General features: G+C 61.5%; 13 protein-coding genes. 9 read left to right on the top strand and 4 right to left on the bottom strand.

The window, feature by feature from the left end:
* Window positions 1-63: 63 nt before the first annotated feature.
* Together AC1DLT_RS16990 and AC1DLT_RS16995 are read right to left on the bottom strand one after the other, a co-directional pair.
* Complete coding sequence (locus AC1DLT_RS16990) at window positions 64-2,370, bottom strand: NADP-dependent malic enzyme (RefSeq protein WP_477487503.1); 2,307 nt, start codon at window positions 2,368-2,370, stop codon at window positions 64-66.
* A gap of 178 nt (window positions 2,371-2,548) precedes the next feature.
* Window positions 2,549-3,808, bottom strand: coding sequence for an ABC transporter substrate-binding protein (locus AC1DLT_RS16995; RefSeq protein ID WP_477487504.1), 1,260 nt, complete (start codon window positions 3,806-3,808; stop codon window positions 2,549-2,551).
* Between the two features lie 181 nt (window positions 3,809-3,989).
* On the opposite strand from AC1DLT_RS16995, the gene AC1DLT_RS17000 reads away from it, so the two are divergent.
* The 5 genes from AC1DLT_RS17000 (at window position 3,990) to AC1DLT_RS17020 (ending at window position 8,641) form a co-directional block, all read left to right on the top strand.
* Complete coding sequence (locus AC1DLT_RS17000) at window positions 3,990-4,859, top strand: carbohydrate ABC transporter permease (RefSeq protein ID WP_477487505.1); 870 nt, start codon at window positions 3,990-3,992, stop codon at window positions 4,857-4,859.
* Window positions 4,846-5,673, top strand: a complete 828-nt coding sequence (locus AC1DLT_RS17005) for a carbohydrate ABC transporter permease (protein WP_477487506.1) — start codon at window positions 4,846-4,848, stop codon at window positions 5,671-5,673. Before AC1DLT_RS17000 ends, AC1DLT_RS17005 begins: the two co-directional genes overlap by 14 nt.
* A gap of 8 nt (window positions 5,674-5,681) precedes the next feature.
* Window positions 5,682-6,449, top strand: coding sequence for a glycerophosphodiester phosphodiesterase family protein (locus AC1DLT_RS17010; protein ID WP_477487507.1), 768 nt, complete (start codon window positions 5,682-5,684; stop codon window positions 6,447-6,449).
* A gap of 91 nt (window positions 6,450-6,540) precedes the next feature.
* Complete coding sequence (locus AC1DLT_RS17015) at window positions 6,541-7,344, top strand: UDP-2,3-diacylglucosamine diphosphatase (protein WP_080719155.1); 804 nt, start codon at window positions 6,541-6,543, stop codon at window positions 7,342-7,344.
* Window positions 7,345-7,453: 109 nt separating this feature from the next.
* The gene (locus AC1DLT_RS17020; RefSeq protein WP_247137451.1) at window positions 7,454-8,641 is read left to right on the top strand and encodes an MFS transporter; all 1,188 of its coding nucleotides are present in this window, start codon (window positions 7,454-7,456) and stop codon (window positions 8,639-8,641) included.
* On the opposite strand, the gene dgcA is transcribed toward AC1DLT_RS17020, so the two are convergent.
* The gene (gene dgcA, locus AC1DLT_RS17025) at window positions 8,611-9,594 is read right to left on the bottom strand and encodes an N-acetyl-D-Glu racemase DgcA (protein ID WP_477487508.1); all 984 of its coding nucleotides are present in this window, start codon (window positions 9,592-9,594) and stop codon (window positions 8,611-8,613) included. The genes AC1DLT_RS17020 and dgcA overlap by 31 nt on opposite strands.
* A gap of 154 nt (window positions 9,595-9,748) precedes the next feature.
* Between dgcA and AC1DLT_RS17030 the strand changes: the two genes are divergently transcribed.
* The 4 genes from AC1DLT_RS17030 to AC1DLT_RS17045 are packed head-to-tail and all read left to right on the top strand — an operon-like array spanning window position 9,749 to window position 13,734.
* Window positions 9,749-10,858 carry an MlaE family lipid ABC transporter permease subunit gene (locus tag AC1DLT_RS17030; RefSeq protein ID WP_477487699.1) on the top strand — a complete coding sequence of 370 codons (1,110 nt, stop codon included), beginning with the start codon at window positions 9,749-9,751 and terminating at the stop codon, window positions 10,856-10,858.
* The gene (locus AC1DLT_RS17035; protein ID WP_038542818.1) at window positions 10,858-11,703 is read left to right on the top strand and encodes an ABC transporter ATP-binding protein; all 846 of its coding nucleotides are present in this window, start codon (window positions 10,858-10,860) and stop codon (window positions 11,701-11,703) included. Before AC1DLT_RS17030 ends, AC1DLT_RS17035 begins: the two co-directional genes overlap by 1 nt.
* A gap of 8 nt (window positions 11,704-11,711) precedes the next feature.
* Window positions 11,712-13,082, top strand: a complete 1,371-nt coding sequence (locus AC1DLT_RS17040) for an MlaD family protein (RefSeq protein ID WP_038542820.1) — start codon at window positions 11,712-11,714, stop codon at window positions 13,080-13,082.
* Between the two features lie 37 nt (window positions 13,083-13,119).
* Window positions 13,120-13,734, top strand: a complete 615-nt coding sequence (locus AC1DLT_RS17045; RefSeq protein ID WP_151042206.1) for an ABC-type transport auxiliary lipoprotein family protein — start codon at window positions 13,120-13,122, stop codon at window positions 13,732-13,734.
* 27 nt (window positions 13,735-13,761) lie between these two features.
* On the opposite strand, the gene AC1DLT_RS17050 is transcribed toward AC1DLT_RS17045, so the two are convergent.
* Window positions 13,762-14,247 (bottom strand): hypothetical protein, encoded by a 486-nt coding sequence (locus AC1DLT_RS17050; RefSeq protein ID WP_477487509.1) that lies wholly within the window; start codon window positions 14,245-14,247, stop codon window positions 13,762-13,764.
* Window positions 14,248-14,399 lie beyond the last annotated feature (152 nt).

Below are 14,399 nucleotides of genomic sequence, written 5' to 3' on the forward strand. Positions count from 1 at the left end.
TATCCAAGGGCCGGTTGAGCCCCGGGCGGGGCTCAAGACATCGCATCGAGAGAGTTATTCAACTCAGGATTGAAATTGCAGATTGGGCTGCGATGCCTCCACGACGGCGAGTGCCGCCATGTTCACCACGCCGCGCGACGTGACCGAGGATGACAGGATATGCGCCGGCTGGGCCGCCCCGAGAAGAATGGGGCCGACATGCAGAGCATCCGTGAGGTTGCGGACGAGACCGAGCGAGATATTTGCCGCATCGAGATTCGGGAAAACCAGCAGGTTGGCTTCGCCGGTCAGCGAACTGTCCGGCATGGCCCGCTTGCGCAGCGTTTCCGACAGGGCAGAACCACCCTGCATTTCGCCGTCCACTTCCAGCTCCGGCGCCCGCTGGCGTACCAGCTTCAGGGCGGCCCGCATCTTCTGCGCACTTTCGGAATCGCGCGAACCGAAATTCGAGTGGCAGATCAGCGCTGCCTTCGGGGTGATGCCGAACCGGTGGATTTCCTCTGCCGCCAGAATGGTGATCTCGGCAATTTCCTGCGCGGATGGGTTGTAGTTGACGAACGTGTCGGTGAAGAACATCGCGCCTCGCTGGGAAATCACCAGGCTGAGGCCCGAGAACGCGCAGACGCCCGGACGCTTGCCGATGATCTGGTTCACGTCGCTGAGGTGCTTGTCATAACGGCCCTCGACGCCGCAGATCAGCGCATCCGCATCGCCGCGCTTGACCGCCAGCGCACCGATCACCGTATTGTTGGTGCGCACGATGGTGCGTGCCGCTTCCGGATTGATGCCTTCGCGGCCGACCAGCGCAAAATATTCGTCGACATAGTCGCGGTAGCGCGGATCGTCTTCCGGGTTGACCACGGCGAAATCGACATTCGGGCGGATTCGGATGCCGAAACGGGCAAGCCGCGCCTCGATGACGGAAGGACGGCCGATCAGGATCGGCGTCGCGGTCTTTTCCTCGAGCAGAACCTGGGCTGCGCGCAGCACGCGCTCGTCCTCGCCTTCCGAAAAGATCACCCGGTTCTTTTCCGAAACCTTGGCTGCGCTGAAGATCGGTTTCATCACGAAACCGGAGCGCCAGACGAAGCGGTTCAGCTGATCCAGATAGGCCTCGAAATCATGGATAGGCCGCGATGCGACGCCGGTCTCGGCGGCAGCCTTGGCAACCGCCGGCGCAATGCGCAGGATGAGGCGCGGATCGAAGGGCGAGGGGATCAGATAGTCTGCGCCAAAAATCGGCGACTCGCCGGAATAGGCGCGCGCCGCGACGTCGGAGACTTCCTCGCGGGCAAGCGCTGCGATCGCCTTGACCGCCGCCATCTTCATTTCCTCGTTGATCGTCCGGGCGCCGCAATCAAGCGCGCCGCGGAAGATATAGGGGAAGCACAGGACGTTGTTGACCTGGTTCGGGAAGTCCGACCGGCCAGTGCAGATCATCGCGTCGGGACGGGCGGCGCGGGCAAGCTCGGGCATGATTTCCGGCGTCGGATTGGCCAGCGCCATGATCAGCGGCTTGTCGGCCATCTGCTCCAGGAGTTCCGGCTTCAGCACGCCGGCGGCGGACAGGCCGAGAAACACGTCGGCGCCGCCGATGCTGTCGGCAAGCACGCGCTTGTCGGACTTCTGGGTGTAGATTTCCTTCCACTCGTCCATCAGCGTATTGCGGCCGTCATAGACGAGGCCTTCGATGTCGTGGACCCAGATATTCTCCTTCTTCGCGCCGAGCGAAACGAGGAGGTGCAGGCAGGCGAGTGCCGCAGCACCCGCGCCCGAGGTGACGATTTTCACGTCGGCGATGTTCTTGCCGGCGAGCTCAAGCCCGTTGAGGACCGCGGCAGCGACGATGATCGCGGTGCCGTGCTGGTCGTCGTGGAAGACCGGGATGTTCATCTTTTCGCGCAGCCGGCGTTCGACTTCGAAACATTCCGGAGACTTGATGTCTTCGAGGTTGATACCGCCGAAGGTCGGCTCGAGCGCCGAAACGGTCGAGACCATCGCCTCGATACCGGGCGCGTCGATCTCGATGTCGAACACGTCGATCCCGGCGAATTTCTTGAAGAGGACGGCCTTGCCCTCCATCACCGGCTTTGAAGCCAGCGGGCCGATATTGCCAAGCCCAAGCACGGCCGAGCCGTTGGAGACGACGGCGACGAGGTTGGCGCGGGCGGTATAGTCCGCGGCCAAATCCGGGTTGTCGCGGATCGCCAGACATGGGGCTGCAACGCCCGGAGAATAGGCAAGCGCCAGGTCGCGCTGGTTGCCGAGCGGCTTGGTCGCCTGGATCTCCAGCTTGCCGGGCCGCGGATAGCGGTGGAAGAACAGCGCCTGCTCGTCGAGATCGGCATTGGCTGGGGAAGTTACGGGCATATTCGATGTCATTGCGACCTCGGCGTCTTTCTCGGGAATGGGTCCCTCAATACAACAAATCGAACGGGGGTCCATCCCAGATATTTGCCTCGCCGAATAAAACAAAGCCCGGAGAGGCGCTTGGCCTCTCCGGGCTTTTCGTCGTCTGGGTCAAGGCTCTTATGTCACGCTCTTCGTATCAGCCGCCGCTTTTCGACAGCATGGTCCGCATTTCGGCGCCGAAGGTCTTCAGAGCCTGTACTTCCGGCGTCTTGCCGAGCACGATCGCTTCCCAGACCGACGGTTCCTTGGCGCGGATTGCCGGCATTGCCGGCGGGCGCGAGCGCACAAAGGCCACGTCGAGCTGCTTGATGGCAACCGAATAACCGGGCTCTTCAGCAATCGCTTTCTTGGCGATGTCGACGTCGGCGGTCTTCTTCATGATCGGCAGGTAGCCGGTCTCCACGAAGGTGATCGCGTTGATTTCCGGGCGCGAGATGAATTTCAGGAACGCCCAGGCGCCCTTGCGATGGGCTTCGTCGGAGGCCGAATTGATGCCGATCGTCGCACCGCCGATCGGGGCAGCGCATTTGACGCCGCAAGGCAGCGGGGCAACGCCGAGATCGAATTTCACGGCACCGCGCAGTGCGCCGAAGCCGCCGGTCGAGTCGAAATTGATCGCAGCCTGGCCACTGGTGAAATATTGGCTGGCAAGGCTTTCGTTGATCGCCGCTGCTTCCGGCGAAACCTTGTCCTTGCGGATCAGATCGGCCATGTAGGTATAGGCGCCGATCGAGGCATCGCTATCCATCAGCACGGAATTGTCCTTGGGGCTGACCCATTCGCCGCCGGCCTGTGCAACGAAGGCCCAGCGCACGAACTGGCCGAACCCGATGACACCCCACTGCTTGACGTCATTGCCCTGGCGAACCGTGAGCTTAGCGGACATCTGGCGCAGTTCGTCCCAGGTCTTCGGCGGTGTATTCGGGTCAAGACCCGCAGCGCGGAAAGCGTCCCTGTTGTAGTACATGACCGGTGTCGAGACGTTGAACGGCAGCACATAGGATTTGCCGAGATATTTCGGGCCTTCGAGCGCGAACGGCTGATACTGGTCAAGGAATGCGGCGCCTTCCTTCTGAAGGTAGGGGTCGAGCTGCTCGAGCACGCCGGAATCGGCGAACAGGCCGTAGCGGGTGACCTCCAGCATCATGAGGTCCGGTGCCTGGCCAGCCGGGATGGCGGCCTGCAGCTTGGTGGTCGTGTCGTCGTAATTTCCCGTATATTCGGCCTTCAGTTTGTATTCGCTCTGCGAGGCGTTGAACTTGTCGACGATCTGGTTGACCGCGTCCGTGCCCTTCTTGGCGAGCGAATGCCAGAAGGTGATTTCGACGGGGGCGGCAAGCGCCGGCTGGCCCGCAAGCACCGCGACGGCCGCCGCGATAAGCAGTTTCCTCAACATCCCATTCTCTCCTTTTCGTTGAAACGGCGGTTGAAATACCGGTTCGACGGCCCAGACCGCTATCGCGAAAGGGTAGGAAGGGGACGTTACAGGCGAATGACGCAGGGAGTGGAAAATGTCACGAGACTTTCGCACTGGGCCGCTAAGTCAAAGCGTGACCTTGGGAAAACGTTAGAACGCGATGCGAATATTGAGGCCCTATCTCTATCTTCTGCCCTGTGTCGGGCTGCTCGGCCTCTTCATCTATTGGCCAATCGTCTATTCCGCCTGGCTCAGCATCCATCAGACCAATATCCTCAACGGACGCTCCAGATATGTGGGCTTCGACAACTATCTTGAGCTGTTCGGCTCGGATCAGTTCCATCATTCCCTCTGGGTGACCTTTCTCCTGATGCTGGTGAGCGTGCCGCCGCGACTGATCCTGGCGCTGGCGCTTGCCCATCTCCTGAGGGAAAGCCATGCTTTCGCACGGCTGCTGCGGGGCGTCTATTTCCTTCCCTATGTCACCAGTTCCGTGGCGATTTCGGTGATCTGGAGCTGGATGTTCAACACCGATATCGGCTTCATCAACCTGACGCTCGGCGCCATCGGCATCGGCAAGATTCCTTGGCTGCAGGACGTCAACCTGGCGCTGGTCGCAGTTGGCATCGTGGCGATCTGGAAGCAGCTCGGTTACGATACGCTGCTGTTCATCGCCGGGCTCAACGCCATTCCCGACGATTATTACGAAGCGGCGCGCATCGACCGGGCGGGGCGCTGGCGTCGGTTCAGGGACATCACCTTTCCATTGGTCGCGCCGACCACGCTGTTCCTGCTCGTGGTCTCGGTGATCGACAGTTTTCAGATCTTCACGCTCGTCAACGTCATCACCCGCGGCGGGCCGGCCAACGGCACCGATGTCCTGATGAACTTCCTCTACTACCTGAGCTTTACCCTGTTCGACATCTCGACAGGATCGGCATTGGCCGTGCTCCTATTTCTCGGACTGGTCGCCATTACGCTCGCAAAGCTCGCCTTTGCCAGGGACAAGGTGAATTATGACCTTTCCTGATCGTCTCCTCCATTTCCTCGGCTGGGCGGGGGCGGCGCTGCTCGGCCTCGGTGTGGTCTTCCCCTTCCTGATCGGCATCGGCGCCTCGCTGCTCGCACCGTCCGACCTCCTCAATCCCAATGTCGCCGAATGGTCGCTGCATCCAGATAATTATCTGCGGGTGTTCACCGAGGCAGGTCTCGGCGCCTATTTCATGAACTCGATCATAATCGCGCTGTCGACGACGGTCGGTACGATGATCACCTCGATCCTTGCAGCCTATGCCTTTGCCCGCATGGAGTTCCGTGGCCGCAACATGCTGTTCTGGGCGGTGCTCGGCACGCTGACCATTCCGGAGCTGATCTGCATCATTCCCAACTACCTGTTGATGGCCAAGATGAAGCTGGTGCCGAGCATCTGGGCGGCGGTGCTGCCCCAGCTTGCCTCCGGTTTCGTGACCTTCTTCCTGCGCCAGCATTTCATGGGCGTGCCGAAGGTCTACGAGGAGGCGGCACGCCTGGACGGCGCCAGCCATTTCAAGATCCTGATCGACGTCATCGTGCCGATCTGCTGGGCCGCGATCGCCTCGATGGCGCTGTTTGCCTTCATCGCCCAGTGGAATTCCTATCTCTGGCCGCTGATCGTGCTGCGCGGCGATACGCAGACCGTGCAGATCGCGCTCGCCAACCTGCAGGCGTCGGTGCGCGAACAGCCGTTTACCGACTGGCCCCTGATCCTTGCGGCGAGCTGCGTGGTCCTGTCGCCGAGCATCGTGTTTTTCTTATTTGCCGAACGCCAGCTGGTGCAGGGCGCGGGTCTCGGCGGCATCAAGTGAGGTTTCGAATGACCAAGATCGCATCCCATCGCGGCGGCACCCATCTATGGCCGGAAAATTCCAGGCTCGCTTTCCGCCAGACCGCCGCGCTGCCGGTCGAACTCGTCGAATTCGACGTCCACCACACTGCCGACAAGGTTCTGGTCGTCCACCACGATGCAACGATCGACCGGATGACCGACGGCAAGGGCGAGATCGGCAGGCTCACCTACGAACAACTGTCGAAATTCGTCATCGTCGGCGCGGCAGGTGAAACCATTCCGACCCTCGACGAGGTGATTGACATCTTCGCGCCGTCGCCGGTTGACCTGCGCCTCGAGATCAAGACACGGCCGGACGGGACCGCCTACGAGGGCATGGAGGAGGCGATTGTCGAGCGGCTGGTCGCCAGCGGCATGCTTTCCCGCTGCATGGTGACGAGTTTCTCGCTGGAGCGGCTCGACGCCTTCCGAAAGGCGCTTGAGGCGGCCGGCCACAATGTTTCGGAGCTTCTCGGCTTCGTATGGCTCTGCTCGCCGGCAGTCATCCGCCAGGTGGGCTGGATCGGCGTTGACGCCGCCTTGGCCGCCTATGGAGTTTTCGAGATCGGCATTCGTGCCGAAATGATCTCCGCGCTCGCAATTGCCCCGTTGAGCGACCGCGGCGTGATCATCCACGGATGGGCCGCGCACGACATCGAAATGGCAACGCGGATGTTCGATCTCGGTATCGCGAGCTTCACCACCGATCGCCCGGATATCGCGATTGCGACCCGCGCCAAGCGGGAGATGAGGTAGTCATGCGGCATCCTGTCATCATCCTGAAACACGAGTCTGGTTTTGAAGCCATCAGAAGCGGCAGCGAAAGGACGACTTCGTGACCGGTGAGATGGATACAAGGCATTTCAGAACGCTCTTCATTTCGGACGTCCATCTGGGCTCCAAGGCCGCCCGAACGGACTTCCTCCTGGATTTCCTGCGCTATCATGAAGCGGATACCATTTTCCTGGTCGGCGACATCGTCGACGGCTGGCGGCTGAAGCGCAACTGGTATTGGCCGCAGGGCTGCAACGACGTGGTCCAGAAACTGCTGCGCAAGGCGCGCAAGGGCACCCGCATCGTCTACATTCCCGGCAACCACGACGAGTTCCTACGCTCCTTCCCGGGCACGCATTTCGGCGGCATCGAAGTCGCGGAGCGCGAAATCTACGAAATGGCCGACGGCAAGAAATACCTTGTCCTGCATGGCGACGAATTCGACGTCGTGGTCCGCAATGCACGCCTGCTCGCCTATCTCGGCGACTGGGCCTATGATGCCGCGATCGTCATCAACATCGGGCTTGCCGCCATTCGCCGCCGTCTCGGCATGCCCTACTGGTCCTTCTCCGCATGGGCCAAGCTGCAGGTCAAGCACGCCGTCAATTTCATCGGCGAGTTCCAGCGGGTCGTCGCCGACGAAGCCCGTCGCAACAACGTCGACGGCGTCATCTGCGGCCATATCCATCACGCCGTGATGGAGGACATCGACGGCATCCACTACGTCAACACCGGCGACTGGGTGGAAAGCTGCACTGCGATCGCCGAGAATTTCGATGGCACGCTGGAAATGATTTCCTGGCAGGACATCGTCGCGACGGCCGAGATCAAGGCCTTGCCGGCGCCGCAATCCGTCGGGGACATGCGGGCCGCCTGAGTGGCCCGCGACAGACGGGCTGGCCGGTCGGAGGGCCATTTCTTGCCATAGGCAGGCATGAGGGTGTGTGTTAGGTAAGCTGAAACTTCAGCAACCCACCCGTGAAATCGTGATTCCCTCAAATACGGCGCAGACAGCGCCCCGGTTCTTCCAGTTGCGCTGTGCGATCGCCTATGGCGCGCCGCTCGGGGTGAATGGCGTGATTCTACCCTATCTGCCCGTCTGGCTCGACGGGCTGGCCTTCACCGAATTCGAAATCGGCATCGCGCTTGCCTCGCAGCTTTTCCTGCGCGTGGCTGCCGCTCCGGTGGCGGGACTGCTTGCCGACCGTATGACGGAACGGACCCTGATGCTCGCCTGGTCCGGCGCCCTGTCGCTGCTGACGGCATTCGCGATGTTCTTCACCCGCGATTTCTGGCCGGTCTTGATCATCGTCGCCATTCAGGCTGCGGTCTTCGCACCCTATGCGCCAATCGTCGAATCGATTGCCGTGAGCGGTGTCCGGCGCTGGGGTTTCCAGTATGGCTCGATGCGCGTCTGGGGGTCCGTTGGGTTCGTAGCCGTGACGCTTCTTGTCGGCGAAATGCGCGGCTTCCTGGGTTTGCAGGCCATTCCATCGGCGATAGCGGTCGGCTTTCTGCTGACCGTCGCTGTGGCGTTCGCGGCGCCCAGGCTTGGCCGGGCGGTTATAAGGCCGGACCCCGACAGGATGCCCCAGCCGAGTTCGCTGAAAAGGCTCGACCTGCACGTGCTGATGATCGGCGCGTCGGTGGCGCAGGCAGGGCATGGCATGTTCTATACGTTCGGCACGATTCACTGGCAGCAGGTCGGGTTTTCAAGCGGCTCGATCGGCGTGCTCTGGAGTGCTGCAGTCGTGTCGGAAATCCTGGTCTTTTTCGCCGCCGGCTGGATTGCGCGAAGGATTTCGCCGTGGACGCTGATGCGAATCGGCTGCGCGGTCGCGGTGCTGCGCTGGACGCTGTTTCCGATGCCGCTCGATTTTTGGGGATATCTGGCGCTGCAGGCTACCCACGCCTTCACCTTCGCCTTCGTGCATATCGGCATCCAGCATCGGTTGGTCGAGGCGGTGCGAGAGGATCAGGAGGCCTCGATGCAGGGTGCCTATGTGTTCTACAATGGTGTCTTCCTGGGCTTGTCGACGGTGCTTTCCGGCGTGCTCTACCGCCAGTTCGGCCTGACCAGCTATGTTGCCATGTCCGTCCTGGCGCTTGTCGGCCTGTCGATCATTGCATTTGCCGCGAAACTTCAGCCCCAGAGGTCAGCTTCCGGCGGATAGACGAGAGAGCCTTCATAGCGCAGCCCGCCCGGCCGGTCGCGGGCCAGCAGCAGCGGCCCGTCGAGATCCGCATAATCTGCATCCTGAGCAAGCAGAACGGCCGGCGCCATGGCAAGCGAGGAGCCGACCATGCAGCCGATCATCACCGCAAATCCAAGCCGCTGCGCTTCCGCCTTCATCGCCAGTGCCTCGGTGAGACCGCCGGTCTTGTCGAGCTTGATGTTGACCGCGTCGTAGCGGTCGCGAAGGTTTTCCAGGTCCTCGGTGGCATGCACGCTTTCATCGGCGCAGACGGAAACGAGGCGGCGGATACGGCCAAGTGCCGCATCCTGGCCGGCGGGCAATGGCTGTTCGATCAGCGACACATTCGTTTCGGCGGCGACCGCCATATGGCGGGCGAGGTTTTCCTCCGTCCAGCCTTCGTTGGCATCGACGATGATCCGCGCTGCCGGCGCGGCGTCGCGAACGGCCCTCAGCCGTGCTTCGTCATTATCGGTTCCGAGCTTGACCTTGAGAAGCGGCCGTTGCGCGTTCCTGCCCGCCTCGGCTGCCATAGCTTCGGGTTCGCCCAGCGACAAAGTGAAGGCCGTGACGAAGGGTTTGCGGCTGGTGGCGCCGATCATATCGGCAACGCGCCGTCCGCCGAGCTTCGCCTCGAGGTCCCAAAGGGCGCAGTCGACGGCGTTTCGCGCGGCTCCGGGCTTCATCCGCCTCTGCAATTCTTCGCGCGTCAGGCCGGCACGGATGGCATCGGCGACCGCTTCGATCTCCGCCATCACGCCGTCCAGGCTTTCGCCGTAGCGCTTGTAAGGCACACATTCGCCGCGGCCGGAAATGCCGTTTTCACTGACGACGCAGGTGATGACTTCCGCTTCGGTCTTGGAGCCGCGGGAAATCGTGAACGACCCGGAGATTGGAAACGTCTCTATTGTGGCTTCGAGGTGACGGCTCATGGTTTTACGCGTCCCGTTGTGGCAAATCCCTATGACGCAGCTATATTGCCGGTCTCGAAAGTGCGATCAACCGCATCGTGTTGAAACTCCTGACAAGCTTGAAGCGCGAAAGAAACACGTGACGTCCCAGCCAGCCGAAATCAAGGCCGAAGATATGCCCGGCGGCGACGGTGAACGGTACGTGCTGGCCGGCGAATGGCGCGGCCCGACGATTGCGCCTGTGCTCAAGGAGTTCGAGCGGTTTGAGCATGCCAAGAACCGCGGAAAGGTCGAGATCGATCTTTCCGGCATAACCGGGGTCGATACCGCCGGTGCCTGGCTCATCCGCAGGCTGATGACTGCCAAGGGCGGGCAGGACGGGGAACCGGCCCTGGTCGGCGGCGAAGGCCCGATTCGCGAACTGATCGACGTGCTGCCCGAACATACTCCCGCGCCGCCTGCAGACGGCGCAAACAAGGGAAACCCGTTCGAACGACTGTTTGCGCCGGTCGGCGAGGTGATGGTTTCGCTCGGTGGCGACTTCTACGCGGCCATGCACATTCTGGGATCGGCGGTCCGCGGCGCGCAGATGAAATTCGGCCGTGGCGCTGGCGTCTCGCCGGCCTCGGTCGTCACCCATATCGACCGCATGGGCGTGCGCGCCGTGCCGATCATCGTGCTGATGTCCTTCCTGATCGGCGCGATCATCGCCCAGCAGGGCGCCTTCCAGCTGCGTTACTTCGGCGCCGAAATCTTCGTCGTCGATCTGGTTGGTATCCTGCAGCTTCGCGAGATCGGCGTGCTCCTGACGGCGATCATGATCGCCGGCCGTTCGGGCAGCGCGATCACTGCCGAAATCGGTTCGATGAAGATGCGCGAGGAGATCGACGCCTTGACGGTGATCGGCCTCAATCCGGTCGGCGTGCTGATTTTCCCGCGCCTGGTGGCGCTGACGGTGGCCCTGCCGCTCTTGACGATCCTTGCCAATTTTTCGGCGTTGTTCGGGGCGGCCGTCGTCGCATTTGCCTATTCCGGCATTACCTTCGATACCTATCTGTCGCGCCTTCACGAGGCGATCGACCATACCTCCGTCGCTTCGGGCATGATCAAGGCGCCGTTCATGGCGCTGGCGATCGGCATCGTTGCCGCCGTCGAAGGCATGAAGGTGGGCGGCAGCGCCGAATCGCTCGGCCAGCACGTCACCACCTCGGTGGTGAAGTCGATCTTCGCCGTCATCTTCATAGATGCGATGTTCGCCCTTTTCTATTCCGCGATCGACTTCTGATGGAGAACGGTTTGGAAGAGGCGCCGCAGACCGCCATCAAGGACAAGTCGAACGGCCGGCAGGTGGTGCTGTCGGTGCGCGACCTGACGGTCGGCTTCGGCAATAAGCTGGTGCTCGACCACCTGAACCTTGACATCTACCGCGGCGAGATCCTGGGTTTCGTCGGCGCATCCGGCACCGGCAAATCGGTGCTGATGCGAACCGTGCTCAGTCTTCTGCCGCACCGTTCCGGCACGATCCACATTCTCGGTGCCGATTACGACACCGTCTCGGAAGACGAGCGCATGGCGCTCGATACGCGGCTCGGCGTGCTTTTCCAGCATGGAGCGCTGTTCTCGGCCCTGACGGTGAAGGAAAACATCCAGCTGCCGATGCGCGAATATCTCGATCTGCCGCAGTCGCTGATGGACGAACTTGCCTACCTGAAGATCGAGATGGTCGGCCTGCCGCCTGATGCGGCAGACAAATATCCATCCGAACTGTCGGGCGGCATGATCAAGCGCGCTGCGCTTGCACGTGCCCTGGCGCTCGATCCCGACCTCGTTTTCCTTGATGAGCCGACGTCCGGCCTCGATCCGATCGGCGCTGCCGATTTCGATGCGTTGATCGCCAGGCTGCGCGATACGCTGGGATTAACGGTCTACATGGTGACACACGACCTCGACAGCCTGTTCTCGGTTTGCGACAGAATTGCTGTGCTTGGCGAGAAACGGGTCTTGGTCGAGGGTACGCTTGAGGATATGTTTGCCTGTGACGATCCATGGGTACAGTCCTATTTCCGCGGCAAGCGGGCGCGATCAGTCGTGGTCCAAGAAAAGCAGCCTGCGGCAGAAGTAAAAGAGTGACGTAATCTATGGAAACCAGAGCCAACTACGCCCTTGTCGGTTTCTTCACCTTGCTGGTGATCGCTGCCGCTTTCGGCTTCGTCTATTGGATGGCGCAATCGGGCCGTGGCGGACCGACGGCCGAACTGGCGATCCGCATCCCCGGATCAGCGAACGGCTTGTCCGTCGGCTCTCCGGTCCGGTTCAACGGCATTCCGGTCGGTTCGGTTCGCAGCCTCACCATCGATCCGGATGATCCGCGTTATTCGATCGCGTTCACCGAAGTGCGGGCCGATGCTCCGGTCTATCAGTCCACCCAGGCGGCGCTCGAAGTGCAGGGCCTGACGGGTGCGGCCTATATCGAGCTTTCCGGCGGCGCCAAGGGGGAGGAGAACATCCTCCAGAAATCGATGGAGAACGGCCGGCCTGCGGTGCTGATCGCCGAACAGTCGAGCGTCACCAACCTGCTCGCCACCGCCGACAAGATCCTCGAACGCGCCGACAAGGCGATCGGCGACATCCAGGGATTTGTCGCCGACGCGCGCGGTCCATTGACCCAGACCATCCGCAACGTCGAGACTTTCACGTCGGCGCTTGCCCAGAATTCCGACAGCATCGATAAGTTCCTGAACAGCCTCTCGACGCTCTCGGCGACGATCGACCGGGTCTCCGGAACGCTCAACTCCACCCTTATCGCAGCTGAACGGCTGGTGAAGGCGATTGACGCGGAAAAGATCAATGCCGTGGTCTCCAATACCGAGCGCGCCACCCGCAACATCGCCATGGCCTCGGATAAGTTCGACGACCTGGTAACCAATGTCAGGAACGCCGCCGCCAACTTCGAAAAGGCGGGTTCGGACGCCCAGACCCTTCTGAAACGTGCCGATGGCGTTCTGGGTGCCGTCAATACCGATCAGGTCGCCACCACGATCCGCAATATCACCGCCGCTTCCGAGGATGCCCGCCAGACCATCGGCTCGGCCCGCGGCGTGGTCGACAATTTCGCCCACCGGAAGGACGATATCGACCGCGCGATCGGCGATTTCACCGATCTGGCAAAGAAGCTCAACGACGCTTCGAGCCGCGTCGACGGTATCCTTGCCAAGGTGGACGGGCTTGTGTCGAGCGACGACTCGCAAGGCCTGTTTGCCGAGGCGCGCAAGACGCTCGAATCCTTCCGCACCATGGCCGACAATATCAATGGCCGGGTCGGACCGATCGCCGACAACCTGTCGCGTTTTTCGGCGGGCGGCCTGCGGGACATCCAGACGCTGGTCAACGACGCGCGCCGCACGGTGCAATCGCTCGACCAGACGATCAACAATTTCGACCAGAACCCGCAGAGGCTGATTTTCGGCGGCGAGACGGTGAAGCAATATGACGGCAGAACGCGGCGGTAGGCGGGGCATTTTCAGTGTTGGAAAGAGTGGGGTTTTGATGACCGGTTCGGAGGTTCTGATGCGACGCGCGGCCCGTGCCCCGGTTCTGCTTGCGCTGCCGCTTGTCGCGGCACTGTTGGCTGGCTGCGGCAGCAAGGCCAACAACGACACGTTCGACCTGTCGATCACTCCGTCCGGCCAGGGCCAATCCGCCCGTAACCGGCAGATCCTGGTGCCCGAACCGACAGCGCTCAAGCTCTTGAACAGCGAACAGGTCGTCGTGCGCGTTTCAGCTTCCGAAATCCAGTATCTGGCCGACTCCCGCTGGGGTGACCGCCTGCCGGCGCTCGTCCAGTCGAAACTCGTCGAAGCCTTCGAAAATTCCGGCCGTCTCGGCGGCGTCGGCAAGCCGGGGCAGGGCCTGGCGATCGATTACCAGATCGTCACCGATATCCGCGCCTTCGAGGTGACGGCTGGCAGCCCCCGCCTCGCCAACGTTGAAATCTCGGCCAAAATCCTCAACGACCGTAACGGCACGGTGCGCGCCCAGAGCGTGTTCAAGGCGACGGCCCCGGTCTCGGGTGCCGAGAACCGCAATTTCATCGAGGCCCTGGATCGAGCCTTCGCCAAGGTCGGCGCGGAGATCGTCGACTGGTCGCTGAAATCGATGTGACATGAGATTGCGGTTCGATCCGCGACTCTAGGAGGCGTCGAAGGATGTCGGCTCGCTCCATCGGTGGGGTTGCCGCGATTTCTTCTCATCGCGATGTTTGCGCAAATTTTCGCCAGATATGACGGTAAAAGATCCGCCGCAGAACGAAAAGGATTCGGGATGCAACAATGGCGCATTCCACCGGAACACAGCATCACCCCAGTAATTGGTAACAGGCCCGGCCTTCCCGTCCTTCACCAGAATAATTTCGCATAACGTTCCGCGAAATATGAATGCTCTCTTGTGGTTGAAGCGCTTTTCCGGAACGGCCAAGGCCAAGTCTTGGAGTCCGGCTATCGCCGCATCCAGCAATAAGAAGCTCTCAGCAAGGTACACGAGGTCAATATCTGCGTGGTGCCACGGTGCTCGCAATCCCAGGATTTCCTCAGCCCAGCCTCCAAAGACGTGGCACGGTGCGCTGTGCTTTTCGAGGATCGATAAGACCTCCGCAACCGTCGCCAGTGTGTTTGCCATAGGAGACCCGCCGAATCTTCCATAAGTGGCAAATTCAATCATCGAAACTGGATGAAGTATAGAGACCGTGGATCACGAGCGGCATTGTCGTCGAAGCGAGACCCATTCGCCAACAAAAAAGCCGCCCCGAAAGGCGGCTTTTTAGGTATCGG

The sequence above is a fragment of the Neorhizobium sp. 05N33 genome, from assembly GCF_056397445.1.